Genomic DNA, 24,632 nt, shown 5'->3' with positions numbered 1-24,632 from the left:
CATGGTGCAAAGTTTATTGGGCGGGCACGTAGCGAGGCCGGCCGCTGGCTCGCTACGCCCGGCTCATCAGATGCCGTCGCCCTGATCACTGTGCTCGAATTTGTGTGTTTTTCTTAGCGGTTTACCCATCTCCTGGTTCAAGGCGTTCTCCATGAAAGGTCGCGGATTGACCGTGCTCGGCGGCGTAGACGGGTCGTTGTCGAGGTCTGCGGGTGTTGCGTTGCTGGGAATGCCAATGACCTGGCGTTCGTCATTTCGAACCGGCACCCACGCTCCGGATTGCAACTGCTCTTTGTCTTCACCGCCGAGGAATGTGCCGTTGGCGCCATTGAACGCATGGCCGTTTTCATGGAACAGGGTGGTGACGGGCACCAGGGTGTTGGTGCGGTCAGTACTCTCAAGGACTGCGTAGGGGTCATAGGCGATCGAGGCATGCCTGGCGCGGGCGCCGGGAACGCCGTCCTTGAGGGTGCCATATTGTGTCTCATCGATGTTTTCCTCTTCCTCGGACGTCTGGCTATCCGACTCAGCGCTGCCAAAATCGTAGCTGGTGTAACCTAAGGTCACCTGCCTGATCTCGACCTTTGCGCCATTGATCTCCGCCAGTTCGTCCATTTTCGCCAGGGCTTGCTGGCCAAGCGGCGAACTGCGTAGAAACTCGAGGTCATCGCTCACTTGCTGGTTGAATCCCAGCGTTCCTTCGGCCACGGTAAACGCTTGCTTGCCGGCGTTGCTGGGTTTGACCTCGGTGAAAGTCGAGCCTTTGCTGCGGTCGAACCGGTCATGGGCATTGGCGTAAATCAGATCCTTGCGCCGGTTATTCCAGATACGGTCGCGGCCTTTGCCGGTGTAGAAGGTCGTGCGGTCATGCCCGATAAGATCATCATTGCCGTTGCCGCCATGGGCAACGGTGTGCCCGCTGCCGGCGTAGAGGTGGTCATTGCCATCACCCCCATCCAGGTAGCTCTGCTTGGTCGAGGGACCATATCCGGCATAGAGACGATCCTTGCCGTTATTACCGTACATCACGGCATTGCCGCTTCCGCCGATGATCGTGTCGTCACCGTCGTTGCCGGCTGCAAGGCCCAGGCCGCTGCCCAGTCGCAGCACATCGTTACCATTGCCGCCGTACAATCTGCTCCTGCCGCCTCCGGCCTGGATGTAGTCATGGCCATCGCCGCCTTCAATGTCCACCCGCAGCTTGACGTCATCGTCGATGATCACCGTGTCATTGCCGCCTTTGGTCTCGATCCAAAGGCCCTGTGGCGGGCCTTGTTTGACGTGATTGTCGAAACCATATGACTTGCCGTTGATACACACCTGCAGCCGGTTGCCAGGCCAGTTGCGCACGTGTACGCAATCCGCGCCGTCACCGGTTTCCACCGTAAGCAGATTCAACTCGATCTTCGGGTTTTCGGGGTCTGATGTATTCCATACGATTAACCGGCCGAACTTGATATCGCCGTCGATATGCAGGGTGTGGGAACGTTCATTGTAGAGGCCTGGCGCCAGGTCGGTGGGCGGGTCATAGGGCGAAGGTTCAGGCTTGTCGTGAGCCGTAGCAACGGCGGACCGAGCCGTGGGAACGGTTGGGGAGGTGAGCGCAGAGAGCATAAGTGAGTCCTTCACGAGGGTTGTCAGATAATCCTGATTGCCTATCAGGCCTTTCCATTACGTGGAGGCACGCGTCGAAACGTTCCCGCTGCCGGAGCCGGTCATGGTGCAGGATATTTCCTGGGCGCAGCCTCGACAGCTGCGCCCGGGTTGAGCGTTATTGGTGCACCAGCCCCATGGACGTCTCGGGGTAGCGTGGCCCCGCCACAGCGCCCGACGGGAACACAGATGCCAGTGCCGCCAGCTCGGCCGGGTTCAATGTGATGTCCAGGGCGGCGACGTTTTCTTCCAGATACTTGCGCTGCTTGGTGCCCGGAATGGGGATCAGGTAATCACCCTGTGCCAGTACCCAGGCCAATGCCAGTTGCCCGGCGGTTACGCCTTTTTCGGCGGCGAGGGCCTGGACCCGCTCTACCAGTCGCAGGTTGTGTGCAAAGTTCTCGCCCTGGAAGCGCGGGCTGGAGCGGCGGTAATCGTCTTCGGCGAAGTCATCCGGGCTTTTCAGGGCCCCGGTGAGAAAGCCACGCCCCAGCGGGCTGTAAGGTACGAACGCGACACCCAGGCGTGCGCAGGCAGCCAGGCAGCCGTTGTCTTCCTGGTCACGGCTCCACAGGGAGTATTCGCTTTGCAGGGCGCTGATCGGATGCACCTTGTGCGCACGCTCCAAGGTGGTGGCGCTGACCTCGCTCAGCCCCAGGTAACGCACCTTGCCTTGGGCGACCAGCTCGGCCATGGCGCCTACGCTTTCTTCGACTGCCACCTCGGGGTCGATACGGTGCTGGTAATACAGGTCGAGGGTCTCCACGCCGAGGCGCTTCAAGGTGCCGTCGATGGCCTGGCGAATATATTCGGGCCGGCCATTCACGCCGCGCACCTCTGGGTTCGATGGGTCACGCACAAAGCCGAACTTACTGGCCAGGAACACCCGGTCGCGTTTGCCGGCAATGGCTTTGCCAATCAATTCTTCATTGGTATGGGGGCCGTACATGTCGGCGGTGTCGAGCAAGGTGACGCCCAATTCCACGGCACGGTGCAGGGTGGCGATGGCCTCCCGGGTGTCGCTGCCCGAGGTGTAGAAGTCACTCATGCCCATGCAGCCGAGGCCGATGGCACTGACGTGGGGACCGTTCTTACCGAGTTGACGAGTGTGCATGGGTGCAGCTCCTGATGAGGTAGGACGCCATTGTTACCCTCGACAAAACCGGGATAAACCGGCTAAAAGCACTATCACTATTGGTAATTTCTAAATAATCCTCCTGGAGCCGGCCCTTGGATCGTTTTAACGCCATGCGGGTGTTTACCCGGATTGTCGAGTTGGGCGGATTTGCCAAGGCCGCCGACAGCCTGCAACTGCCGCGCGCGTCGGTGACCATCCTGATCAAGCAACTGGAGGCGCACCTGGGCGTGCAGTTGCTGCAGCGCACCACGCGCCAGGTCAGCCCGACCCTGGACGGCGCGGCGTATTACCAGCGCTGCGTACAGCTGCTCACCGACCTGGAGGAAACCGAGGCGGTGTTCTCCACTCGCCGCCAGAACCCACGCGGCACCCTGAGCGTGGATATGCCCTCGGGGATCGGGCGTTTGATTGTGATTCCCGCATTGCCGGCGTTCACCGCGCGCTATCCGCAAATCGAATTGGACATCGGCCTGAACGACCGCCCGGTGGACCTGATCCGCGAAGGTGTGGATTGCGTGCTGCGCGGCGGTCCGGCGCTGGATGAGTCGCTGGTGGCCAGGCCCTTGGCGATGATGGACCAGTTGACCCTGGCGAGCCCTGGGTATCTGGAACGCATGGGCATACCGGCGGGCCTCGACGATCTGGCCAATCACCAGATGGTCGAGTATGTCTCCACGGCCAGCGGCAAGCGGTTCGGCCTGGAGTTCCTGGTCGACAACGCCGTGCACCCGATCCAGTTGCCCAAGCGTGTGGCGGTCAACAGTTCCGATGGTTATTTCGCCGCGTGCGAAGCCGGCTACGGCCTGATTCAGGCGCCGCACTATCATGCGATGCGGCAACTGGCCGAGGGCCGCCTGGTGCCCGTGCTGGCGCAGTTGCCGGTGCCGAAAATGGCGCTGACGGCGCTGTATCCGCCCCATCGCCAGTTGTCACAGCGGGTCAGGGTGTTTGTGGACTGGCTGGTCGAACTGTGCGGCCAGCCGGGCACCGGTTTGCAACGCTAGGCCTGGGCCTTGCGATAAGCGCCGGGTTGCTGCCCGGTCACTTTGTGGAAGGCGCGGGTAAACGCCGCCACGGACTGATAACCCACCGCCACTGCGACATCCGCGACGGTCTGGTCCTGCTTGAACAATTGGCAGGCGTGGCGCATGCGCATCATCAGCAGCACCTGGCCGGGCGACTGCCCGCACAACTCAGTGAAGCGCTTGAAAAACGCCGAGCGCGACAAGCCGGTGCAGGCCGCCATGCTTTCCAGGGTCCAGGCGTCTGCCGGGCGAGCAATCAATTGTTCCAGCAGGTTCGCGAACGCCGGCTGGCGCCCCAGTGCGGCGAGGCCACCGAGTGCGTGGTTATCCAGCACTTGCTGGCGCAATACATACAGAAACAACAGGTGGCACAGGCGCTCGAGCAACGCCGCGGAAGGCGCCGGGTCGCGCTGGCACTCCTGCAGGATCAGCTCGAACAGGTTGCGGGCCGCCGTCAGCGAGGGGTCGCCGGCCCGCAGGACGATCCACGCGGGCAGGGTATCGACGATCATCGCCGACAAGCCCGACTGGAAGTGAAAGAACCCGCACACCAGCCCCACGCCGTCGCTGGCGCCGCTGTCCAGGGGCAGCATCGGGCGTCGCGGACATTCCTGTGCGCCGGCCGCCGTGGCTGCTCCGGACAACCGGTATTCCAGATCACGTAGCAGGAACACCGCGTCGCCGTTGTTCAACGCTACGGCTGTGGGTTCGCCGGCGATATGCAGCCAGCACTCGCCTTGCACGATCAGGTGGAAACTCGCGCGCGCCAGGCCGTGGGTGCTGGCATGCCAATCGCCGCAATAGCGCCCGACATGGAACAGGCTGGTGTTGAGTTCGAGGCTGTCTAATAACCAATCGACAAGTGCACTGGAAGAATTCATCTAATGGAAAGACTCAAGAGCAAGTAATCGCTACTTTAGCCTATTGAGAGGATTTCTTATAACCAACAGACTGGATACACGAACCCTCAGGAGACCGCTCCATGTCCCGTGTACCGCTGCTCACCCCGCAAACCGCGCCACCTGCCGCCAAGCCGTTGCTGGAAAACGCGCTGAAAGCCTCGGGCTTCATCCCCAATCTGCTGGGTGTGTTGGCCAATGCCCCGGCGGCGTTGGAAGCCTACATCACCGTCTCGGGCCTGAACGCCAAGGCCGAGCTGAGCTTGGCCGATCGCGAAGTGGTGCAGTTGATTGCCGCCACTACCCACGGCTGCGATTTCTGCGTCGCCGGCCACACCGCCGTGGCGCGCAACAAGGCCAAGCTGCCGGAAGAGGTGATCGACGCCCTGCGCCAGCGCGGCGAATTGCCCAATGCCCGGTATGAGACACTCGCTGCCTTTACCCGGGAAGTCATTGCCACCCGTGGCGATGTCAGCGACGCCGGATTTGACGCGTTCCGCGCCGCCGGTTACACCGAAGGCCAGGCCCTGGAAGTTATTTTGGGGGTGAGCCTGGCAACCCTGTGCAACTTCGCTAACGTGTTTGCCCGTACCCCGTTGAACCCGGAGCTGGCGCAATACCGTTGGGAAAAACCGGCCAGCTGAAGGGCGGGTGGCCCTGCTGCTTTGACAAGGAGAAACATGAATGCTTGACCCGATCTTGAGCCGTTGGCTCGATGTTCAAGCGCAGGCCCTGGATGTGGGCAGTTGCGACCCCCAGGAAGTGCTGCCCCGGCTGGCTGAGGCCAACGTACTGCGTATCGGTGTGCCAAAAGCCTTCGGCGGCCTGGGCGGCGATGTGGCCGGCGCCGTCGAGGCCATTGCCAATGTCGCCAGCCATTCGTTGGCGGCGGCGTTTGTGTGCTGGGGCCAGCGCTCGTTTATCGAGTATCTGCTGCAGAGCCCGAATGAGCGGCTGCGCGAGCAACTGCTGCCGGACCTGCTCAGTGGCAGGCTGGCGGGGGCCACCGGTTTGTCGAATGCGATGAAGTTCCTGTCGGGCATCGAGACGCTGCAGATCAGCGCCGAGCCGAATGATCACGGCTGGACCCTCAACGGTCGCCTGCACTGGGTGACCAATCTGCGCAAGAACGGCTTTGTCGCGGCAGCGGCGGTGGAGCATGCCGGTGGTGGCGCGCCGTTTATCCTGGCGATTCCGGATTCGGTGGCGGGCCTGCAACGTTCCGGCGACCTGGAGCTGCTCGGCCTGCAATCGAGCAACACCGCAGCCCTGGGCCTGGAAGGTGTCGAGCTGAGTCGAGACTGGTTGCTGCACGAGGATGCTCGCAAGTTCCTGCCGGCCGTGCGCCCGGCGTTCCTGGGTTTGCAGTGCGGTATGTCGATCGGCCTGGCCCGGCGCTCGCTGGCGGAAGTCGCCCATCACCTGGGCGCGGCCCGCACGGTGCTGCGCGAAGAACTCGAAGGGTTGCGCGGGACCTTGGATCACCTGGTGACCGAGCTGCAGAATGGCCTGCTCGCCGGGCGCTTCGCCGCTGAGCCGGTGGCGTTGTTCAAGTTGCGCATCGGCCTGGCCGAAACTGCCGCCAGCGCGGTGCAGCTGGAACTGCAGGCCAGTGGCGGCAAGGCTTACCTCACGGCCCATGGCAGTGGGTTTGCGCGGCGCTGGCGGGAGTCGGCGTTTGTGCCGATCGTCACGCCCAGCCTGGTGCAATTGCGCACTGAGTTGCAACGCCAGGCCAACCTGTGAGCCCGGTGGTATTGAGTGCCCGGGGCATTGGCCTGGGGTACGCCGGCGGCCCGGTGCTGCAAGGCTTCGACCTGCAATTGCAGCGCGGTGAAGTGGTGTCGATCCTGGGCCCCAGCGGGGTCGGCAAGTCCAGCCTGTTGCGGGTGCTCGCCGGTTTGCAGGCGCCCCAGGATGGCAAGGTGCAGGTATTGGGCGAGCCGTTGAGCGGCCCCCATCCACGTGTGGCCGTAGCGTTCCAGGACCCCAGCCTGTTGCCGTGGTTGAGCCTGGAAAAGAACGTCGCGTTCGGCCTGGATTTCGCCCGCCAGCCGCACCTGGGCGCAGATGAGCGCCGCCGGCGCGTCGACCACGCCATCGCGGCGGTTGGCCTGGAGCACGCCCGCCAGCAATTTCCGGCGCAACTGTCCGGCGGCATGGCCCAGCGCACCGCGTTGGCCCGTTGCCTGGCACGCCAGCCCCAGGTGCTGTTGCTGGATGAGCCCTTCGGTGCGCTGGATGAAGTGACCCGTGCCGATATGCAGCACCTGTTGCTCAAGGTCAACCGTGAGCAGGGGTCGGCGGCGGTGTTGATCACCCATGACATCGACGAAGCACTGCTGTTGTCCGACCGCATCCTGCTGCTGGGCAACCGCCCGGCGCGGACGCTGGGCGAATGGCGCATCGACCTGCCGCAACCACGGGAAGAACAGGTGGAAGCCATCGGCGCGCTGCGCATCGAGATTCTCAAAACCCTACGGCAGGCGAGCCGCCCTCAACCCCAACCCCTTGACCTGCTGGAGCCCAGCCATGTGCCTGGATGACCTGACCCACTCGCGCCGTGACTTTCTCAAACTTTCCGCGGTACTCAGTGCAGCCGGCGCCTTGCCGCTGCTGAGCAGCCTGCAGGCCCGCGCCGCCAGCGAGCCGGATGCGCCGGTGCGCATCGGCTACCTGCCGATCACCGACGCAACGCCCTTGCTGGTGGCGCATAACAACGGCCTGTTCGAAGCCGAAGGCATCAAGGCCGAGCGTCCGGTGTTGCTGCGCAGTTGGGCGCAGGTGATCGAGGCGTTTATCTCCGGGCAGGTCAACGTGATCCACCTGCTGTCGCCGATGACCGTGTGGGCACGCTATGGCAGCCAGGTGCCGGCCAAGGTGGTGGCGTGGAACCATGTGGGCGGTTCGGGGCTCACCGTGGCACCGGGCATTACCGAGGTGAAGCAACTGGGCGGCAAGTCGGTGGCGATCCCGTTCTGGTATTCGATCCATAACGTGGTGGTGCAGCAACTGTTCCGTGACAACGGCCTGACCCCGGTGGCGCGTGCCGCCGGCAGTGCAATTGGCGCCAACGAAGTCAACCTGATCGTGCTGCCGCCTTCGGACATGCCGCCGGCCCTGGCCAGCCAGCGCATCGACGGTTATATCGTCGCCGAGCCGTTCAACGCCCTGGCGGAGAACCTCAAGGTCGGGCGTGTGCAGCGGTTTACCGGCGACGTGTGGCGCAATCACGCGTGCTGCGTGGTGTTCATGCACGAACACGACCTGAACAATCGCCCGGAGTGGTCGCAGAAAGTCGTGAATGCGATCGTCAAGGCCCAGGTGTGGACCCGTGATAACCGCGCAGAGGCGGTGAAACTGCTGTCCAAAGACGGCCCGAACCGCTACACGCCACATGCCGAGCCGGTGTTGAGCAAAGTCCTGGCGCCAGCCGCTGCCGACCGCGCGGCCTACCTGGCCGATGGCGCGATCCGGCATGCCGACTGGGACGAGCACCGCATCGACTTCCAGCCCTATCCATTCCCCAGCTACACCGAAGAATTGGTGCGACGCTTGAAGGACACCCTGATCGAGGGGGACAAGAAATTCCTCGCCGACCTGGACCCGGCCTTTGTCGCCAAGGATCTGGTGGATGACCGCTTCGTGCGCAACGCCATCGAAGCGGTGGGCGGCATGGGCACCTTCGGCTTGCCCGAGGGCTTTGAGCGGACCGAGGAGATTGGCGTTTGAACAACCGCAGAGTCCCGGGCTGGTTGCTCGGGTTGAGTGGCCTGGCCGGCCTGTTGTTGCTGTGGTGGCTGGGGGTGAAGGTGTGGGGCGATGGCGGCGGCCTGGCGGCGCGCTTTTCGCTGGCCGCCACCTTCAGCAGCCTGTGGGAATTGCTGGGGCGCGGTGAGCTGTATCTGCATATCGTCGTGAGCCTCAAGCGCATTTTCGTCGGGCTGTTCCTGGCCTTGCTGGTGGGGGTGCCGCTGGGGCTGCTGGTGGGCAGTTCGCGCAACCTGGAGGCGGCGACCACGCCGGCCTTCCAGTTTCTGCGGATGATCTCGCCGCTGTCCTGGATGCCTATCGTGGTGATGCTGATGGGGGTAGGGGACCAGCCGATCTACTTCCTGCTGGCGTTTGCCGCGGTGTGGCCGATCATGCTCAACACCGCCGCCGGCGTGCGCCAGCTCGACCCGCGCTGGCTGCAGTTGAGCAGCAGCCTGAGCGCCACGCGCTGGGAAACCTTGCGCCGGGTGATCATCCCCGGCGTGGTGGGCCACGTACTGACCGGCGTGCGCCTGGCCATCGGGATCCTGTGGATCGTGCTGGTGCCCTGCGAAATGCTTGGGGTCAGCGCGGGGCTTGGCTACTACATCCTGGATACCCGTGATCGCCTGGCCTATTCGGAACTGATGGCGATGGTGTTGCTGATCGGGCTGCTGGGGTTTGCCCTGGATGCGCTTGCACGCGGGGTTCATCAGCGGTGGGTGCATGAGGGGTGATTAGCCAGGGAGGCCCGGTCACTCACCGGGCCTCATTGCTCTTCATATCGGGCCTATAAATTGGATCAGCGCTGGGGTGGACTTTTGACTTGTTTGAAAATCTGCAGGTCGCCCGGCCAATCATTGGGTCCTATCAGCAATTCCGGGTTCGGAGCGTGGTCGGTGTTCCTCATGCCGACGCTGGGGCCTGGATTGTTCCTTTTGAGTACCCCAACACCAATCCCGCCTGTCAGCTCTGCCACACCAGGGACACCCTGACTGGTGTTCATGTGGGCATTTCCCATAAGGGCAATCCATTTTTCCCCTGCGGAGTTTTGTCGGATGGTCTGTGCGGCGTAGTAGTTGAATTCATTGAGCCTTGGCACATGCTGTTCTTCCCTATTGATCTTTTTAAACACCTCACGCTCATCTTTGTGCCGTGTCAGGTAGGGGTGATCCAGCGGCATAATCTCTATGCCATTGTCGGTGAACTTCTTGACCAATTGTTTGAATGACGGAAAGCGTTGGGTGATACCGTCCCCGAGGAAACCGATGCCGTCATCGACAAGTTTCATTTGTGCGTCATAAAACGTGGCCTCCATATAGAGCTTCTTCACGTCTTTTTTCTTGAAGGTGTCCAGGTTGTCGTAAAGTACCTGGAAGCTCGCCATTTCGCTGTGTTTCTCACCGAAGACCAAACCATCGGCAGCGTCTAGCGCCGTGTCGAGCAACTCCGAAGGTCTGACCTCGCCGTTGATCTCAGGAATGAGGGGGCGGTCAGGACGCTCGCCAGATGCCATGCGGCGATAGAAATCGCTCATTTCCTGATTGAATTTCTCCCGGGTAGCTGCTTTTCTGCTGGGAGTGAAATGGGCATCACTGCTTGCACCTTTAATGCTGCTGACATACTCCCCCTCAGGCAAGTGGTCTGTCTTTGTAATGCCATCATTGGGGTGGTGGTGCCGGCCGATGGGGTCATATCGGTGTTCCCTTGCGAATCCCGGTCGATGTGGCAGTTTGCTCACGTCGGGAGACTGGGGCCCAAGACCGTTCGCAGGCTTGAACTCTTCCAGCGGTAAGCCGTAAGGCTTCATCTTGACCGGATCGTAGGCATACCGTTGCCCATTGGACAGGATCGTGTCTGCCTCATAGGTCTGGTCCGCGACCTTGAATGTGCCGCGTGTGATGGGCCCATGCTCGCGGCTGACGGCCCTGGTCAAATCGGAGGCGTCACCGAGGGCCTTGATCTTGTCCACGCCCTTGCCGATCAGCCTGGCGCCACCCTGTACCAGATCGCCCACCCCACTTAAAGGATTGAGTTCGCCAATGACGGCAGTGCCGAGTATTTTGGTGACCTTGAGGGCCTTGGTCGTCGCGCTGATGGCCTTGGATCCGACTTTGGCCACTTTCGCCGCCGCGCCCGCACCGGCGGTGACGAAACCGAAAATATCCATGCCCAGGTCGACTGCGCCATCCAGGTAGTTGCCATTCACAAAGTTCTGGATCGCCGATTTCAATGGAATCAGGTCAAGGAAAAACTCGGCGAGTTTCGACTGGGTTTCCATTTGCCGGTCGAAGGTGGTTGCGCCCTTGGCCTGCTTGATCACATCTTCGTTATCGATGTCCAAGTGTTTGACAAACGCGTCGGCGATGGCCTGCGTTCGAGTGCTGGAGAAACTGTTGGGAACGGGCAATGGGTCTTGGGCTGGCTTGTTTTGTTCAAACACTGTATCAGGTACGTCTTCGGGGGTGAACGCCTCTATGGGAAAGAGCCGGTTGGCGTCACGCTCGCGCTCTTGGGTCAAGACGGTGTCGGGAGCGCGGTTGACGGTGCCTTGCTTTAAATCCATCTCATAAACTGTTTGGCCCTTTACCCCCGTGGACTTGATGAATAACTTGTGATTTTTTTCTGTCAGGGTTCGGCCGCTAAAGCCCATACCCAAGGTGTAGGTATGGTTCTGATAGAACTCAAGCTTCCCATATTCCAGCTTCTGCCGATCGTCAATCGGGAGTTGGCTGATCATTTGCTTGACGGCCGTGGTGATGCCCTCTTTGCGATCTTCTATGGCCTGCTTGAGGTCGTTATTGAATACGGTGTTTACGTCAAATTTGAGGGACTTGCCTTGTATGGCCGTTTTGATCTCGGGATGTTGTGTTTCCCATTCATACATGTGCAGCCCGCTCATCGCGATATCCAGTAACGAGTGTCGGCCGGCGGGCGCCCTATTGGGGTCATAGAGCGGTTGGGCGAAGGGCTGTCTGTTGTCCTTGACAGTCAGGAGTTTCTCTTCAAACGGCAAGTCCTCGCCAAACCTTTCCTTTAGCTCGGCCAGGGCAATTTCCTTGCGGCTGGGGAATGTCGTTTCGATCTGGTCGCTGGCCTCGACCCGCGCATCGGCCTGCAGGTTGAAGGCGCTCCTGACCTTTTCGATGTCGCTGGTGTTGTACCGAGCGGCTTCATCTTCAGAGAGCACGCCGTTGACGACGCCCCAGGTCCGCAACGCGGCGGCCTGTGCCTGCTGGGTCACGGCCATATCTTCCTGGCCGGCATCCTTGGCTTTCAGCATGACTTGGGCAAAGGTCATGTTGGGTACTTTGCCTGGTGTCTGCGCTTCTATCGTCGCTGCCGCGATGGAGAGGCTTACCCAGGCCGGGCTGCCATAGGTCAAATTGGCGGGGAGGTCTTTGATCAGCAACTCCGGCGCCTTCCTGGCCAGTAACAGGTAAGCGCCGACCTTGGCCATTTCGGGCGTGGTGCGGTGGGTGCGACTCAAATACTCGCTGAGGTGGCCGAACACCGCTGAAGCGGGTTTGCCCCAGTGGCTTTGCTGGGCCAGATCGAAGCCCGCCACCCTGTTTGCGTGAGGAGGCGTGGATTGCGGGTCCAGCAACAGGTTCATGGCGGCCAAGGTGTAGTCGTTCACGCTGGAGTTTGTAGCAATACCGTTCAACTCAGTCTGCAAGGCTTGGCCAAACGCCTGCGCACGCGGCGTGGCAAGGAGCGTTTCCAACGCCTTGACCGGGTCCCGCGCGGCCACACTGGGCAGTGGCTGGTTGCTGTTCAGGTACTCCAGCACAGTCTGGCTACCGATGTGTGATGGGTTTGGATGTTGGTCCACAAAGCGCCTGGCGGCATTCACCAATGAGCGTTGCCCATCGGCACTCAAGGGCAGCGGCCAGGACAGTGCGCCGCCAAAGTTTCCCAGATGGTGTTCCTGGGCTCTGCTGAGCACCGATTCCGCCAAGACGGTCAGGAAATCGTGGCGGGAGGGTATGCTCAGGCCGGACGATCTGATGTAAGCCTCAAGCGTGACGGTTGTATGGGCGTCGGATGAGAAGGACTCGGGATGAATATCGATGGTCGTGGTTTTCAGCGCGCCCAGGATAGCCTGGGGCGTTGCGCTCGTGCCCAGGCGCGTGGCGATTTCGGTGAGTGCTTGGCCCAGGGTCCGCAGGTTCTGTTTGTATGCTATCACCCGCGCCAATTCTGTATTGGCGGCATTGTGGCGGGGTGTCTGTGCAGGCGTGGCGTGTTGGGAGCCGGACGATGGCTGGTTTTGGCTGTCACCTGGGGTTGCAGGTAGAAAATGCTGAGGCTGTTGAATGGATACGGGAAGGATACTTTGCATGGGTGGGTACCTTTTTTGACGTATCAACAAAGGCGCCTGTCAGTAGGAGGTTCCCTGTTCCCCAGGCGCCCTTTTGGGTGCGGAAAACACCTGCCGGGGTTCCTCCTCGAAGGCATGCAGTGTGTAAGGCTGCATGTAGATGCTTGCGTGAAAGGTTTCAAAGCCCTCGTCCATTCAAAGGTGAAGCCCGCCGCCGTCGTGGTGAACGGTACACCGGACGAGCCAAAGCTTTTCATCACCTGTAACATAAGACCCCGTCGACCCTGTGCATCCCGTCGCCGGGTATGTGCCTGGTGTGTTCGGCGATACACAGTGAATACATTCTTCCGGTTCAGGAACCCGTCATGACCCAAAAGCAACGCTTGAAATACTCGATCCTGATCGCCCTGGCGGTATTGGCGACGATGTTTGGCCTGTCCTACCTGCAGAACATCGGGTTTATCAGTGAGAAGACGTTCCAGACCATCGCCATCGCCGTCGCGGTCGTCGTGGTGGTGATCAACGGCATCATGCGCCGCAAGGTCAAGCTTTAAGGCCAGCCTCAGCTTCGAGCGTCGAGTACCTTGGCAGCCTCTTCATGGAGGCTGTAGCTTTTATCCGCGTTGAGGGTGATCACGCCTTCGCTGCACAGGCGCTTGAGCACCTCGCGCACACTCAGGAACGACAACGGGATCCCCAGCTCCAGCAAGTGGCTGTGCACGCCGCGTACCCCCAGGGTGCGCTGGTTGTCGGCGGCGGTGAGCAGGGCGTCGATGACCTTCAGCCGGATCAGGCTGGTGCGCAGGCCGAAACACTTGAGCAGGTGGCGAATACGCTGGTTGCCTTGCTGTTCGGGGGTTTTGCCGAACGCTTGGGCGCCGTTGCCAAATTGGCTGTCGGCTGCGGGTGAATGTCCGTCCGTGGGCACTTGCGGGTTGTACATGCAAAAACTCCTTATCAGAGCCTGATCAGGAAAATGATGGCGCTCTTAGTCAATAAGACGAACGAGCGTGCAAAATCATGAAGGGTGTGATGTAGAAAATTTGTCGGTATCGGCTTTGTCACATCTGCGACGCCTCGGATAAACCCGCCCCAGGGTTAAATTTCTCCCGGTTTTTTGCGTCCTTACGGTGGGGTGGTTACCCCTGTGAGGGTGTTCAATTTGACTGCGGAGTCTGTGTGATTATTTCCAACGGGTTGGCCAGGGTGTGCGTGACGGGGCTGTTGCTGGGGGTGAGCCTGGCTGCAACGGCACGGGAGTCGATGACGCAGGCGTCGGCGGATATCCGCCGCACCAGTTTCGGCGTGCCGCATATTCGCGCCAATGACGAACGCGGCCTGGGCTTCGGGATCGGTTATGCCTATGCCCAGGACAACCTGTGCCTGCTGGCCAATGAAGTGGTTACCGTGAACGGCGAGCGGGCCCGGTACTTCGGCCCCGAGCAGTCGACCCTGGAAGAGCGCAACAACCTGGCCAGCGACGTGTTTTTCACCTGGCTGAATACACCGAGCGCGGTGGCTGCTTTCTGGAAGGCGCAAAGCCCGCAGATCCAACAGCGCATGCAAGGCTACGTGGCCGGCTACAACCGTTACCTGAAAGAGCAGGGCGCACCCGCCCAGTGCCAGGCGGCCTGGGTGCGGCCGCTGGTGGTTGAAGACCTGGTGAAATTGACCCGCAGGTTGTTGGTGGAGGGCGGTGTCGGCCAGTTCGCCGAAGCCCTGGTCGGCGCCGCGCCGCCCCAGGCAACCGCGAGTGTGCAACCCAGCGCCAAGGCATTCGAATTGGCCGCCGCCAATCAACAGCGCTTCAGCCTGGATCGCGGCAGCAATGCCGTGGCGGTGGGGCGCGAACGCTCGTTCAATGGCCGTGGCATGTTGCTGGCCAACCCGCATTTCCCGTGGGTGGGCGGCATGCGCTTTTATGAAATGCACCTGACCATCCCCGGCCAGCTGGATGTGATGGGCGCCGCGCTGCCCGGCCTGCCGGTGATCAATATCGGCTTCAACCAGCATGTGGCGTGGACGCACACGGTGGATACGTCCAAGCACTTCACCCTGTATCGTCTGACGTTGGATCCCAAGGACTCCACGCGCTATATGCTGGATGGAAAATCCATCCCCCTGGAAAAAACCTCGGTGACGGTCCAGGCCAGGCAAGCGGACGGCAGCGTGAAGCCGGTGACCCATCCGGTCTACAGCTCGCAGTTCGGCCCCGTGGTGCAATGGCCCGGCAAGCTGGATTGGGACACCCACCACGCCTTCAGCCTGCGCGATGCCAACCTGGGCAACGACCGCGTCCTCCAACAGTGGTACGCCATGAACCGTGCCACGAGCCTCAAGGACCTGCAAAACTCGGTGCACACTCTGCAAGGTATCCCGTGGGTCAATACCCTGGCTGCCGATGACCAGGGCCAGAGCCTGTACATGAACCTGTCGGTGGTGCCCAACGTCAGCGCGGCCAAACTGGCGCAATGCAGCGACCCGCGTGCCGGCCTGCAGATGATCATGCTCGACGGTGCCCGCAGTGCCTGTGCCTGGGACGTCGACCCGCGCGCCGCCCAGGCCGGCATCTTCCCCGCCGACCAGTTGCCGCAGCTGGAGCGTAGCGACTACGTGCAGCACTCTAACGATTCGGCGTGGCTGGCCAACCCCAAGGCACCGTTGACCGGCTTCTCCCCGGTGATCAGCCAGGACCACATCGGCCTCGGCCCGCGCGCACGCTTCGCCCTGCAACGCCTGCAATCCCTGGAGACGCAACCGATCAGCGTCGCCGACCTGCAAAACATGGTCATGGACAACGAGGTGTACCTGGCCGGGCAGGTCATGCCCGACCTGCTGGAGTTCTGCGCCAAACACCTCGGCACCGACGCGACTGCGCTGAAGTCGCTGTGCACCAGCCTCAACGACTGGGACCGACGCGCCAACCTCGACAGCGGCCTGGGCCTGGTGCACTTCATCAACCTGTTTGAGCACCTGCAGCAAATCCCTGATGCCTGGCGCGTCGCGTTCGATCCGGCCCAACCCCTGACCACCCCACGGGGCCTGGCCATCGAGCGTGCCCCCGTGGCCAAGGCCCTGCGCGAAGCCATGCTGGCCTCCAGCGCAGCCGTGGCCAAACTCGGCCTCAACGCCGACAGCAAATGGGGCGATATCCAGGTCAGCGGCCAAACCCCGATCCACGGCGGCCCGCAGGCGCTGGGGATCTACAACGCCATGCAAACCGTGCCCCGGGCCGACGGCAAGCGCGAAGTGGTCAGCGGCAGCAGCTACCTGCAGATCGTCACCTTCGACGACCAGGGCCCCCACGCCCAGGGCGTGCTCGCGTTTTCCCTGTCCAGCAACCCGGCATCCCCCTACGCCAAGGACCAGACCCAAGCCTTCGCGCAGAAAAAACTCCGCCCACTGCCGTTCACCGACGCCCAGATCAAGGCCGATCCGCAGTACCAGCAGCAGCTCATCAAGGAGTAGGGCAGGCGCGCAACCCCTTGATGCCACTACGAAATATTTTTGAAATCAAGGGGTTGCAGGCAAAAGCAAATGAGTACATAATGGCGCCCATCGAACGCAACGAAGCATTAAAAACTTCAATGTATTCAATGAGTTAGAGTAGAGGTAGGGCTCTATGGCCCACTCAAGTTTTTATACGGTGAATGTCAGCGACAAGGGCATTGATCGTTTGAGGCCGAGTAGCAAAATGGTTATGCAGCGGATTGCAAATCCGCCTACGCCGGTTCGATTCCGACCTCGGCCTCCACTCTTGAAAACCCCGTAGATTAACGTCTACGGGGTTTTTTATTGGGTGGAAGAAAAGGCCCGGGTGCCAACCTCTCGAGCAGGCCGATCTGCCTCCCTCCGCATCCGCCTGTGCAGGCGCCATTCCCTTCCCGTTGTGTACAGCGTTGCCCCGTGTCGCTCCCGCGCTCGAAGGGTTTTCGACGAGTGACGTGTCTAGATCAAGGGTCAGGAGGCTTTTAAGGTTGTCATGGCCCGTGTTGGCGACTACCCTGGAAATGTTCGTATTGTTACGAATAATTTCGGTTGTGGCTGTTTTCAAGTCACGCTACTTCAGGATGAGGAACGAAAATGTTTTCACACGAAGGTCCCGCAATAGAGCTGTTGCTATTCATTTTTGGTCTAGCGATGCTACTTTTGGTCGTTTGGTTTTTTCATCATCAATACGAGCGAAAGACGGGGAAGGGTGTTAAAAAACTACATGATCTCGACGACAAACGCTCAACCTGACGCTGCTGTCGAATGAGCTTATCGAGTCGGCTCCCGCTGGCTCGCACTCTTCACTGACGCAAAGATTGAGGGCTGGCTACATTTCCGAGTCGAGGCCCTCATTCTTGAGCGTACCGACCTCAATCTTCAGCACTCAGCCTCTGACCTGCTGATGCGCTGCGCCTTCACTTCATCCGCGTACCTGGCGATTTTATCCCGCTGAGTTGCCAGCAACGTGCAGATCTTCATTAGCGCCAACGCCTCACTCGGTGTCCTGCTGCTGTTTGCCAGGGCTGTCAGTTCAACCACAGACCAGCCAATCACTGCAGCTGCATCGTCCAGGTCATAAAACAATTCCTGCTGGGCGGTTCTGGGTCCATCGAGGCCCTGTATCAACTCTTTCATCGACTTCTCCCTTTGGTGCTGATCAGGTATCAAAATTGGCCTTACTCGCATCAACGAATGACGTGTATCCACCCCAACACAAACCCTACCAAGACGTTACACGAAACCCATGACGGACTTCATTTAACGCGGTCTTACTTGACGTACACCCAACCTTGTAAAGCAGAGAGCGTTGTCATGAAGTTGAATTACCTAACCAAGGCGGCTGTTGTTGTCGCGCTGTTGTCGACCTTGTCGGGCTGCTGGATATTCATGCCGCCGGGCGGTGGCGGGGGTGGTGGCCATGGCGGTGGTGGTCATGGTCAAGGCGGCGGCCCTGGTGGCGGTCCGCGCTGACAGTCAGTGAACGGGAGGCAGGCCATGAACAATGGCCTGCCTCTTTTTTTTGCCCCGGATAAATCCCAGGCAAAGAAAAGCCCGCGATGGGGAGCACGGGCTAAAAGGGATGTTCATTAGGAGCTGGGTTCACCATAAGGGGGCGTCTGTGAAAGCTTTGTGAAAACGCCGGAGCCATTTGAACCTGAAGTGTATGCCTCGATCCGTGCCTGGCTGTACGGGGCGCCGGGCGGCATAACCCACTACTGTCGCAGGCCTACCACATCGCTCGGATGCCGCACCATGTCCATGTCTACCAGCCTGCTGTCGGCCTTTGTGCTGTTCGCCTTCGTGTCCTCGATCACCCCAGGGCCGAATAACACCATGTTGCTTGCCTCGGGGGTGAACTTCGGGTTTCGCCGCTCGATGCCCCATGCGCTGGGGATCAGTATCGGCTTCATGCTGCTGGTGATTTCGGTCGGCCTGGGCCTGGGTGAAGTGTTCAAGGTCTTCCCGTGGGCCTACACAGTGTTGCGCTATGTGGGCGCGGCGTACTTGCTGTACCTGGCCTGGAAGATCGCCACGGCGGGCGGCATGTCCGATAGCAATGAGGAGCACGGCAAGCCCATGACGTTCTTGGGCGCGGCGGCGTTTCAGTGGGTGAACCCCAAGGCGTGGATCATGGCGCTCGGGGCCATCACCACCTATACGCCGGCCGAGGGTTATGTCACCAACGTGCTGGTGATCGCGCTGGTCTTTGCCGTGGTCAACCTGCCCAGTGTGTGCGTGTGGGTCGGGTGTGGCAGCGGCTTGCGCAATGTGCTGCGCGAACCGCGCTGGGTAAGGCTGTTCAACTGGTCAATGGCCGGGTTGCTGGTGCTGTCGCTGTACCCGATGTTGTTTGCCGGCTAGGCGCTAAACCGGCGAGATGGTCGCCAGCAGCCCGATGCCGATGGTCAGCACTAAAAAACCGAACAGGAAAATCGCCATCTTGGTCATAAGGCCTCCGAAGGGAAGGGGGTGGGGATGGGGGCCATTGTCCGCCCAGGCGGCGTTTCAATACAGGCGCAGATAGCAAAGAAAAAACCGTATCAGATGCGCCGGCGAGGGTTCTGCCACGGGCTTTTGGGGCCTGTGGTTTTTTCAAGATCAGTGCCTGAGACAGCCAGCGTTTTTCCCCCTAAGATGGCGCCCATTGCATCAACAATAAAAGTGGGCCAACCCTCGATGGAAAGACGCCAGTTCAGCGGTGGCATGAAAGGCAAGAACCTGCGCTACCTCAACGAAACCTCCCAGCCGGCATCGGTCACCCGCGTCGGCTTCCTGCTGCTCGAACACTTCTCCCTGCCGGCTTTCACCCAGACCCTCGACACCGTGGTCACCGCCAACCTGCTGCGACCTGATCTGTTCGCCACGCGCACCTTCGGTTGTGACGACGGGGAAGTTATCAGCGACCTGGGCCTGGTGATCCGCCCCGACGTGCGTCTCGATGCGCCCGCGCTGCAAGGCCTGGATCTGCTGGTGATCTGCGGCGGCTTTCGCACCGAGCTCAAGGCTGACGATCAATTGATCCAACTGCTGCGTAGTGCCGCCGAGCAGGGCGTGAGCCTAGCGGGGTTGTGGAACGGCGCATGGTTCCTCGGCCGCGCCGGCCTGCTGCAGGGCTACCGCTGCGCCATCCACCCCGAACACCGCCCGGCCCTGGCGGAAGTGTCCAAGGCCACCCACGTCACCAGCGAACCCTACGTGATCGACCGCGACCGCCTCACCGCGTCGAGCCCCTCCGGCGCCTTCCACATGGCCCTGGACTGGATCAAAAGCTTGCATGACAAAGCCCTGGTCGAAGGTATCGAAGACATCCTGGCCTTCGAAGAATCGCGTTACCGGCGCATCAAACCCACCGAAAACGTCAGCGTCAGCGCGCCCCTGCGCGAAGTGGTCAAGCTGATGGACGCCAACCTCGAAGAACCGCTGGAACTCGACCAACTTGCCGTCTACGCCGGCCGCTCGCGCCGCCAACTGGAGCGCCTGTTCAAGGAACAACTGGGCACCACGCCGCAGCGCTACTACATGGAACTGCGCGTCACCGAAGCACGCCGGCTGTTGCAGCACACCGAACTGTCACAGGTGGAGGTGCTGGTGGCGTGCGGGTTTGTCTCGCCGAGCCATTTCAGCAAATGCTACAGCTCGTATTTCGGATATCGCCCCTCCAAGGAGAAGCGGTTGGTCAAGTAAGGTGCGAGGAAATCCAAGGCATGGCGGATGCCTTGTAGGCGGCCTCGACCGGTAGTCTCGTTCAGTGAAGTCGGCACAAATACGGGAGGTCCCGCTGAATCTTCGGCTTAGCGCTGTCGCACAGCAAACGGTAACCCCCGTGGCGAGGGAGCTTGCTCCCGTTGGGCCGCGAAGCGGCCCAAAAAAGGGGACTGCTGCGCAGTCCAGCGGGAGCAAACTCTTATAAAAATTAAAATAACTTACTGATTTTAAAGGGTTAAAGTTTCACACTAAAGTCTTGAGCCCTGCATAAATAATTTCAGGCGAGCGCATTCTTGTGGTGAGCGGGCTTGTCCCGCGTTGGGCTGCGCAGCAGCCCCAAAAAACCAGGCGCAGAGGAGTGCCTGAGACTCGGCATTCGTCTTGATCAGGGGCGCTTCGCCCCCCACGCGGGGCAAGCCCGCTCACCACATGAAATAGCGTGTGCAAGTTGCTGTGCTTGGAGGTGGCGGTTCTTCTCAAAACCGCCCCAGTCGATACGCCCCTAGCGCCGGCAGCCCTGAAAACTCAGGCGCCCCCGACGCCATTTGCCCCACCATCTCCGCCGTCACCGCCGCCTGGGTCAGTCCCAGATGCTGATGCCCAAACGCAAGCAGCACCTTCCCGTCACACACCCGATCAATAATCGGCAGCGAATCCGGCAGCGATGGTCTGAAGCCCATCCACGGCGTCGCGTCCTCTGCACTCAGGTCTTCACGAAACAACCCCTGGCTCAACCGATGCAACTGCCACGCCCGTTCCATGTTCGGCGGGCGATCGAGGCCGGCGAATTCCACGGTGCCGGCCAGGCGCAGGCCGCCTTTCATGGGCGTCATGATGAACTTGCGCTCCAGGGACGTAACGGCAAACGGCAGGCGCTGCTGTTCATGGGGCAGCATCAGGTGATAGCCCCGTTCGGTGTCCAGCGGGACTTTTTTGCCGGTCAGGGCGGCGGTGAGTCCGGCCGAGTGGGCGCCACAGGCGATCAGGACCTGGCGGGCGGCAAAGGTACCTTGATCGGTGCTCACTGTGACGCCATCGCCTTCAACCCGCGCATCCAGCACCTGGCGTTGGAGGAACTGCACGCCACTGGCCTTGGCCGCCTCCACCAATTCGCAGACCAACCGGTAAGGGTCGAGGAAGTGCCCTGTTCGCGGGAAAAACAGGCCGCCCTGGATCCGGGTGCTCAATTGCGGGGCAATCCCTCGAATGGCATCCGCCGACCAGAAATCCACCGGCACGTTTTGCTGCCGCATACGCTGTTGCAACCCATCGATGGCCGCGCGGGAGTCTGAACGTTCGAACACCAGCAGCGAGCCATCTTCGCGCAACAGCTCCGGGCGCTGAATACTGGCCAGCAACCGTTGCCAGGCGCCAAGGCTCGCTTCATTGAGCGCGCGCAGACCCGTCACCGTGCCCTGGTAACTCGCCGGGCGCAGGTTCAGCAGCAGGCGGATGAACCAGGGCAGGGCGCGTGACAGGTATTTCCAGTCCAGGCGCAGCGGGCCCATGGGGTCCGTGAGCATGGCGGGCAAGCGTTTGAGGATCGACAGGTCGGCGATCGGGAACACTTGCTCGGTCGCCAAGTGCCCGGCGTTGCCGTAGGAGGCGCCCATGCCGGGCGCCTGCTGGTCGATCACCCGCACTTTCCGCCCCTGGCGCGCCAGCTGCAGGGCGCAGGCAACGCCAATGATGCCGGCTCCGATTACGGTGATATCCGCAGGGTCAGGGTCGTGCATCCGCTACGCCTCTCTCGACCAGTTGGCATACCACTGGCAAAACAGCGCGTACTGGGTTTCGGCGTAACGCCGCTGGGCATCGCTGAGCACGTCGGTTTCGTTGAAGTGCAGGGCGTAGCCCGTGTCGCCGTTAAGCACCATCAGGTGCTTGTAATACAGCACCAGGTCACAGCCTTCATCGAAGGAAGACAGCACCGCCAGCGCCGCTTCCAGTTCCCGGGCCTGGCGCCGGGCCTTGGCATCGCCCTTGGCGGCTTGCTTGCTCAGGGCCACCAGGTGCAGCACTTCGCGGGGCAAGGCATTGCCGACGCCGGTGATCGCACCCGTGGCGTTGCAGTTGACGAAACCGTGCACCACCTGGGTATCGACGCCGACCATCAGGGTCACGCTGTCGTCCTGGGAGGTGATGTGCTCGGCGGCATAGCGCAGGTCGGCAGCGCCACCGAACTCCTTGAAGCCGATCAGGTTCGGGTGTTCGCGGCGCAGTTCGAAGAACAACTCCGCGCGGGTGGCAAAGCCGTAGTAAGGGCTGTTGTAGATCACCGCCGGCAGGTTGGGCGCGGCCTTGAGGATCGCCGAGAAGTGCGCCTTTTGCGCGGTGGCGGACGCACCTCGGGACAGCACGCGCGGGATCACCATCAAGCCCTGGGCGCCGACCTTGGCCGCGTGGGCGGCGTGGGCCACCGCCTCGCGGCTGTTCACCGCACCGGTACCGACAATGGTCGGCACGCCCGCCGCCACCAGGCGTGACACGCCTTCCTGGCGCTCGGCTTCGGTGAGCAACGGCCAGTCGCCCATGGAACCGCAATACACCACGGCGCTCATGCCGATATCGATCAACTCGCGGCCCTTGGCGACCAGCGCGTCGAAGTCCGGCTTGCGCGCGGCGGTGCACGGGGTCATCAGCGCGGGGACGCAACCGGTGAAGATGTTGTCGCTCATTGTCCTAGCTCCTTACAGCGTTCAATCAAAAGGGATGGGCTCAGATGCCCCAGGCAAACGGGTCCTGCTCGTCGATCAGCAAGGTGCTGTCGGCGGTCATGTAGGCGCGGCCGGTGATGAAGGGGATGACACGTGTGCCGTCCCATTCATATCGGCCTTCGAAGCGGCTGCCGGTGATGCTGGCTTGTACCCAGGTATCACCGGGGGCGAGTTTTCCGTCGGCGGCCAGGCACGCCAGCTTGGCGCTGGTACCGGTGCCGCAGGGGGAGCGATCGTAGGCTTTGCCGGGGCACATGACGAAGTTGCGGCTGTCGGCGTGGGCGTCGTCGGCGAACAGTTCGACATGGTCGATCAGGGCGCCGTCTGCACCGTGGATGCCCTGGGCCTCGAGGGCCTTGAGCATCGCCCAGGTGTAGTCGGTGAGAGCGTCGACGTTGTCCATTGCCAGCGCCATGCCGTGCTCGGACACCAGGAAGAACCAGTTGCCGCCCCAGGCAATATCGCCCTGGACTGCGCCATGCCCCGGCACATCCACCGTCACCTGCTGGCGATAGCGATAGGCAGGCACGTTGCGCAGGGTCACGGCACCGTCGTCGTGCAAGGTCGCGGCCACCGGCCCCACCGGGGTGTCGAGGGTGTGCACGCCCGGCTGGATAAGCCCCAAGTGCTGCAGGGACGCCACCAGGCCGATGGTGCCGTGGCCGCACATGCCCAGGTAACCGGCGTTGTTGAAAAAGATCACCCCGCAGGTGGCGCCTGGGGTAACGGGCGCGCAGTACAGCGCGCCGACCAGTACCTCATTGCCACGGGGTTCCAGCAGGCACGCGCGGCGCCATGGATCGTGCTCCGTGCGCAGGTTTTCCAACTGGTCGGCGATGCTCGCGCCCTTGAGCGCGGGGAAGCCGGTCATTACCAGGCGCGTGGGTTCGCCGCCGGTGTGGGAGTCGATCACATGCAGTCGCTTCATAACGCGCTCCATCAATAAGAGCTGTGGGCTGCCTTCTTGTGAGTGTAGGGATAGGCATGCAGTGGCCCTATCGTGAACGCACAAGCGGGCCGGCGATTGATGTTTTTTGCCGGCATCGATGACGAAATCAGCACAGTTCGCCCTGCTCGACAGCACCCCGGGCATGGGGCAATCTGCTTGCCATCAAGGTGACAGCCGGGGAGAGACACTCATGCTTCAACGCGCGTTTGCGAGCCTTTGCCAAGGGGCCAGTCCTCTCCACAGCATCGAGCAGCTACTGGCCGGTGTGGGGCAGCTGCTGCCGATGCTGGATGTGATCCCCAATGCTGCCATCTTCATCAAGGACACAGACGCTCGTTACGTCCTTGCCAACCGCACCCTGGTGCAGCGCTGCGGCCTCAAGCAGCTGCAACCATTGCTGGGCAAGACCAGCGCCGACGTCTTTCCCGCACCATTGGGGCCGGGCTACACCGAGCAGGACCGGCGCGTGCTGCAGCAGGGCTTTGTGTTGGAGGACCAACTCGAACTGCACCTGTACGGCAGCCGCGAACCCGGCTGGTGCCTGACCCACAAATGGCCGCTGTACAACCACGAAGGCCGCATCATCGGCCTGGCCGGGATCTCGGTCGACCTGCAATCGGCCAGCGAAACCCACCCGGCCTACCAACGCCTGGCTGCCGTGGACGAGCATATCCGCATGCACTTCAACCGCCGCGTCACCCTTGGCGAACTGACGCGCATCGCCGGGATTTCCGTGGCGCAACTGGAGCGCTACTGCAAGCGCGTGTTCCACCTGACACCCCGGCAGATGATCCAGAAAGTACGCTTGGAACACGCCCATCGGTTGTTGCACAGCGACATGCCGATCACTGAGGTCGCGCTGCAATGCGGCTATACCGACCACAGCGCGTTCACCCGGCAGTTCAAGGCATCGACGGGGTTTACGCCGAGGCAGTATCGGGAAACCTGCTGAACGCCCGATCCCCCGCTCAGGCACG

Annotated in this window: 21 protein-coding genes and 1 tRNA gene; 13 read left to right on the top strand and 9 right to left on the bottom strand. The window is 61.5% G+C overall.

Features of this window, described 5'->3' with window-relative positions:
- Nucleotides 1-66: 66 nt before the first annotated feature.
- Both BB029_RS28010 and BB029_RS28005 read right to left on the bottom strand, forming a co-directional pair.
- A complete protein-coding gene (locus tag BB029_RS28010; protein WP_083236504.1) occupies nucleotides 67-1,614 on the bottom strand; it encodes a M91 family zinc metallopeptidase in 1,548 nt (515 codons plus the stop codon).
- Between the two features lie 157 nt (nucleotides 1,615-1,771).
- Nucleotides 1,772-2,767: an aldo/keto reductase gene (locus BB029_RS28005; protein ID WP_065941685.1), complete on the bottom strand. Its 996-nt coding sequence runs from the start codon at nucleotides 2,765-2,767 to the stop codon at nucleotides 1,772-1,774.
- Nucleotides 2,768-2,883: 116 nt separating this feature from the next.
- Between BB029_RS28005 and BB029_RS28000 the strand changes: the two genes are divergently transcribed.
- On the top strand, nucleotides 2,884-3,795 hold the full coding sequence (locus BB029_RS28000) for a LysR family transcriptional regulator (protein ID WP_065941684.1): 912 nt from the start codon (nucleotides 2,884-2,886) through the stop codon (nucleotides 3,793-3,795).
- On the opposite strand, the gene BB029_RS27995 is transcribed toward BB029_RS28000, so the two are convergent.
- A complete protein-coding gene (locus BB029_RS27995) occupies nucleotides 3,792-4,697 on the bottom strand; it encodes an AraC family transcriptional regulator (RefSeq protein WP_065941683.1) in 906 nt (301 codons plus the stop codon). The two genes, BB029_RS28000 and BB029_RS27995, sit on opposite strands and share 4 nt — an antisense overlap.
- A 101-nt stretch (nucleotides 4,698-4,798) precedes the next feature.
- Here BB029_RS27995 and BB029_RS27990 point away from each other — a divergent pair, with 101 nt between their 5' ends.
- From BB029_RS27990 to BB029_RS27970, 5 genes are read left to right on the top strand one after another with little or no spacing between them, the layout of a single operon-like run.
- Nucleotides 4,799-5,359, top strand: coding sequence for a carboxymuconolactone decarboxylase family protein (locus tag BB029_RS27990; protein ID WP_065941682.1), 561 nt, complete (start codon nucleotides 4,799-4,801; stop codon nucleotides 5,357-5,359).
- A gap of 40 nt (nucleotides 5,360-5,399) precedes the next feature.
- The gene (locus BB029_RS27985; RefSeq protein WP_065941681.1) at nucleotides 5,400-6,461 is read left to right on the top strand and encodes an acyl-CoA dehydrogenase family protein; all 1,062 of its coding nucleotides are present in this window, start codon (nucleotides 5,400-5,402) and stop codon (nucleotides 6,459-6,461) included.
- Nucleotides 6,458-7,261 (top strand): ABC transporter ATP-binding protein, encoded by an 804-nt coding sequence (locus BB029_RS27980; protein WP_065927336.1) that lies wholly within the window; start codon nucleotides 6,458-6,460, stop codon nucleotides 7,259-7,261. Before BB029_RS27985 ends, BB029_RS27980 begins: the two co-directional genes overlap by 4 nt.
- Nucleotides 7,248-8,447 carry an ABC transporter substrate-binding protein gene (locus BB029_RS27975; RefSeq protein WP_065941680.1) on the top strand — a complete coding sequence of 400 codons (1,200 nt, stop codon included), beginning with the start codon at nucleotides 7,248-7,250 and terminating at the stop codon, nucleotides 8,445-8,447. Before BB029_RS27980 ends, BB029_RS27975 begins: the two co-directional genes overlap by 14 nt.
- Entirely contained in the window at nucleotides 8,444-9,205 is a 762-nt protein-coding gene (locus BB029_RS27970; RefSeq protein WP_065941679.1) for an ABC transporter permease, read from the top strand. Before BB029_RS27975 ends, BB029_RS27970 begins: the two co-directional genes overlap by 4 nt.
- 65 nt (nucleotides 9,206-9,270) lie before the next feature.
- On the opposite strand, the gene BB029_RS27965 is transcribed toward BB029_RS27970, so the two are convergent.
- Nucleotides 9,271-12,813, bottom strand: a complete 3,543-nt coding sequence (locus tag BB029_RS27965) for a membrane-targeted effector domain-containing toxin (RefSeq protein ID WP_141696595.1) — start codon at nucleotides 12,811-12,813, stop codon at nucleotides 9,271-9,273.
- Between the two features lie 344 nt (nucleotides 12,814-13,157).
- Here BB029_RS27965 and BB029_RS27960 point away from each other — a divergent pair, with 344 nt between their 5' ends.
- Nucleotides 13,158-13,346, top strand: coding sequence for a hypothetical protein (locus BB029_RS27960; protein ID WP_027606724.1), 189 nt, complete (start codon nucleotides 13,158-13,160; stop codon nucleotides 13,344-13,346).
- A gap of 8 nt (nucleotides 13,347-13,354) precedes the next feature.
- Here the strand turns inward: BB029_RS27960 and BB029_RS27955 are convergent, their stop codons facing one another.
- Nucleotides 13,355-13,735, bottom strand: a complete 381-nt coding sequence (locus tag BB029_RS27955) for a fe2+ zn2+ uptake regulation protein (RefSeq protein WP_065927339.1) — start codon at nucleotides 13,733-13,735, stop codon at nucleotides 13,355-13,357.
- A gap of 236 nt (nucleotides 13,736-13,971) precedes the next feature.
- Between BB029_RS27955 and BB029_RS27950 the strand changes: the two genes are divergently transcribed.
- Both BB029_RS27950 and BB029_RS27945 read left to right on the top strand, forming a co-directional pair.
- The gene (locus BB029_RS27950) at nucleotides 13,972-16,260 is read left to right on the top strand and encodes an acylase (protein WP_065941677.1); all 2,289 of its coding nucleotides are present in this window, start codon (nucleotides 13,972-13,974) and stop codon (nucleotides 16,258-16,260) included.
- Nucleotides 16,261-16,472: 212 nt separating this feature from the next.
- Nucleotides 16,473-16,546: transfer RNA gene (locus tag BB029_RS27945), tRNA-Cys, on the top strand.
- Nucleotides 16,547-17,160: 614 nt separating this feature from the next.
- Here BB029_RS27945 and BB029_RS27940 read toward each other — a convergent pair.
- Nucleotides 17,161-17,418, bottom strand: coding sequence for a hypothetical protein (locus tag BB029_RS27940; RefSeq protein ID WP_065941676.1), 258 nt, complete (start codon nucleotides 17,416-17,418; stop codon nucleotides 17,161-17,163).
- Nucleotides 17,419-17,595: 177 nt separating this feature from the next.
- Between BB029_RS27940 and BB029_RS33430 the strand changes: the two genes are divergently transcribed.
- The 3 genes from BB029_RS33430 to BB029_RS27930 all read left to right on the top strand — a co-directional run bounded on the left by BB029_RS33430 (nucleotide 17,596) and on the right by BB029_RS27930 (nucleotide 19,968).
- Nucleotides 17,596-17,754 carry a hypothetical protein gene (locus BB029_RS33430; RefSeq protein ID WP_167361111.1) on the top strand — a complete coding sequence of 53 codons (159 nt, stop codon included), beginning with the start codon at nucleotides 17,596-17,598 and terminating at the stop codon, nucleotides 17,752-17,754.
- A 282-nt stretch (nucleotides 17,755-18,036) separates the two neighbouring features.
- Nucleotides 18,037-18,645, top strand: coding sequence for a LysE family translocator (locus tag BB029_RS27935; protein WP_065941675.1), 609 nt, complete (start codon nucleotides 18,037-18,039; stop codon nucleotides 18,643-18,645).
- Nucleotides 18,646-18,960: 315 nt separating this feature from the next.
- Nucleotides 18,961-19,968, top strand: a complete 1,008-nt coding sequence (locus tag BB029_RS27930) for a GlxA family transcriptional regulator (protein WP_083236503.1) — start codon at nucleotides 18,961-18,963, stop codon at nucleotides 19,966-19,968.
- 497 nt (nucleotides 19,969-20,465) lie between these two features.
- Here BB029_RS27930 and BB029_RS27925 read toward each other — a convergent pair whose 3' ends face one another.
- Genes BB029_RS27925 through BB029_RS27915 form a run of 3 tightly spaced genes read right to left on the bottom strand, consistent with a single transcriptional unit; the run spans nucleotide 20,466 to nucleotide 23,634 of the window.
- Complete coding sequence (locus BB029_RS27925) at nucleotides 20,466-21,725, bottom strand: FAD-dependent oxidoreductase (protein ID WP_065941673.1); 1,260 nt, start codon at nucleotides 21,723-21,725, stop codon at nucleotides 20,466-20,468.
- Between the two features lie 3 nt (nucleotides 21,726-21,728).
- Entirely contained in the window at nucleotides 21,729-22,667 is a 939-nt protein-coding gene (locus BB029_RS27920; protein ID WP_065941672.1) for a dihydrodipicolinate synthase family protein, read from the bottom strand.
- 40 nt (nucleotides 22,668-22,707) lie between these two features.
- Complete coding sequence (locus tag BB029_RS27915; protein WP_065941671.1) at nucleotides 22,708-23,634, bottom strand: 4-hydroxyproline epimerase; 927 nt, start codon at nucleotides 23,632-23,634, stop codon at nucleotides 22,708-22,710.
- A 211-nt stretch (nucleotides 23,635-23,845) separates the two neighbouring features.
- On the opposite strand from BB029_RS27915, the gene BB029_RS27910 reads away from it, so the two are divergent.
- Nucleotides 23,846-24,607, top strand: coding sequence for an AraC family transcriptional regulator (locus BB029_RS27910; RefSeq protein ID WP_065941670.1), 762 nt, complete (start codon nucleotides 23,846-23,848; stop codon nucleotides 24,605-24,607).
- Nucleotides 24,608-24,632: the final 25 nt, after the last annotated feature.

This window comes from Pseudomonas sp. S3E12 (assembly GCF_001702295.1).
Lineage (GTDB): Bacteria > Pseudomonadota > Gammaproteobacteria > Pseudomonadales > Pseudomonadaceae > Aquipseudomonas > Aquipseudomonas marginalis.
This window is presented reverse-complemented; position numbering and strand designations above follow the sequence as displayed.

What these genes read in the sequence shown, in the direction of transcription:
- BB029_RS28010 (WP_083236504.1), bottom strand. Translation starts at nt 1,614, where the DNA reads ATGCTCTCTGCGCTCACCTCCCCAACCGTTCCCACGGCTCGGTCCGCC.
- BB029_RS27940 (WP_065941676.1), bottom strand. Translation starts at nt 17,418, where the DNA reads ATGAAAGAGTTGATACAGGGCCTCGATGGACCCAGAACCGCCCAGCAG.
- BB029_RS27920 (WP_065941672.1), bottom strand. Translation starts at nt 22,667, where the DNA reads ATGAGCGACAACATCTTCACCGGTTGCGTCCCCGCGCTGATGACCCCG.
- BB029_RS27935 (WP_065941675.1), top strand. Translation starts at nt 18,037, where the DNA reads ATGTCCATGTCTACCAGCCTGCTGTCGGCCTTTGTGCTGTTCGCCTTC.
- BB029_RS27985 (WP_065941681.1), top strand. Translation starts at nt 5,400, where the DNA reads ATGCTTGACCCGATCTTGAGCCGTTGGCTCGATGTTCAAGCGCAGGCC.
- BB029_RS27990 (WP_065941682.1), top strand. Translation starts at nt 4,799, where the DNA reads ATGTCCCGTGTACCGCTGCTCACCCCGCAAACCGCGCCACCTGCCGCC.
- BB029_RS27925 (WP_065941673.1), bottom strand. Translation starts at nt 21,725, where the DNA reads ATGCACGACCCTGACCCTGCGGATATCACCGTAATCGGAGCCGGCATC.
- BB029_RS27965 (WP_141696595.1), bottom strand. Translation starts at nt 12,813, where the DNA reads ATGCAAAGTATCCTTCCCGTATCCATTCAACAGCCTCAGCATTTTCTA.
- BB029_RS27960 (WP_027606724.1), top strand. Translation starts at nt 13,158, where the DNA reads ATGACCCAAAAGCAACGCTTGAAATACTCGATCCTGATCGCCCTGGCG.
- BB029_RS27955 (WP_065927339.1), bottom strand. Translation starts at nt 13,735, where the DNA reads ATGTACAACCCGCAAGTGCCCACGGACGGACATTCACCCGCAGCCGAC.
- BB029_RS27995 (WP_065941683.1), bottom strand. Translation starts at nt 4,697, where the DNA reads ATGAATTCTTCCAGTGCACTTGTCGATTGGTTATTAGACAGCCTCGAA.
- BB029_RS27915 (WP_065941671.1), bottom strand. Translation starts at nt 23,634, where the DNA reads ATGAAGCGACTGCATGTGATCGACTCCCACACCGGCGGCGAACCCACG.
- BB029_RS28005 (WP_065941685.1), bottom strand. Translation starts at nt 2,767, where the DNA reads ATGCACACTCGTCAACTCGGTAAGAACGGTCCCCACGTCAGTGCCATC.
- BB029_RS27975 (WP_065941680.1), top strand. Translation starts at nt 7,248, where the DNA reads ATGTGCCTGGATGACCTGACCCACTCGCGCCGTGACTTTCTCAAACTT.
- BB029_RS27930 (WP_083236503.1), top strand. Translation starts at nt 18,961, where the DNA reads ATGGAAAGACGCCAGTTCAGCGGTGGCATGAAAGGCAAGAACCTGCGC.
- BB029_RS27910 (WP_065941670.1), top strand. Translation starts at nt 23,846, where the DNA reads ATGCTTCAACGCGCGTTTGCGAGCCTTTGCCAAGGGGCCAGTCCTCTC.
- BB029_RS33430 (WP_167361111.1), top strand. Translation starts at nt 17,596, where the DNA reads ATGAAGTTGAATTACCTAACCAAGGCGGCTGTTGTTGTCGCGCTGTTG.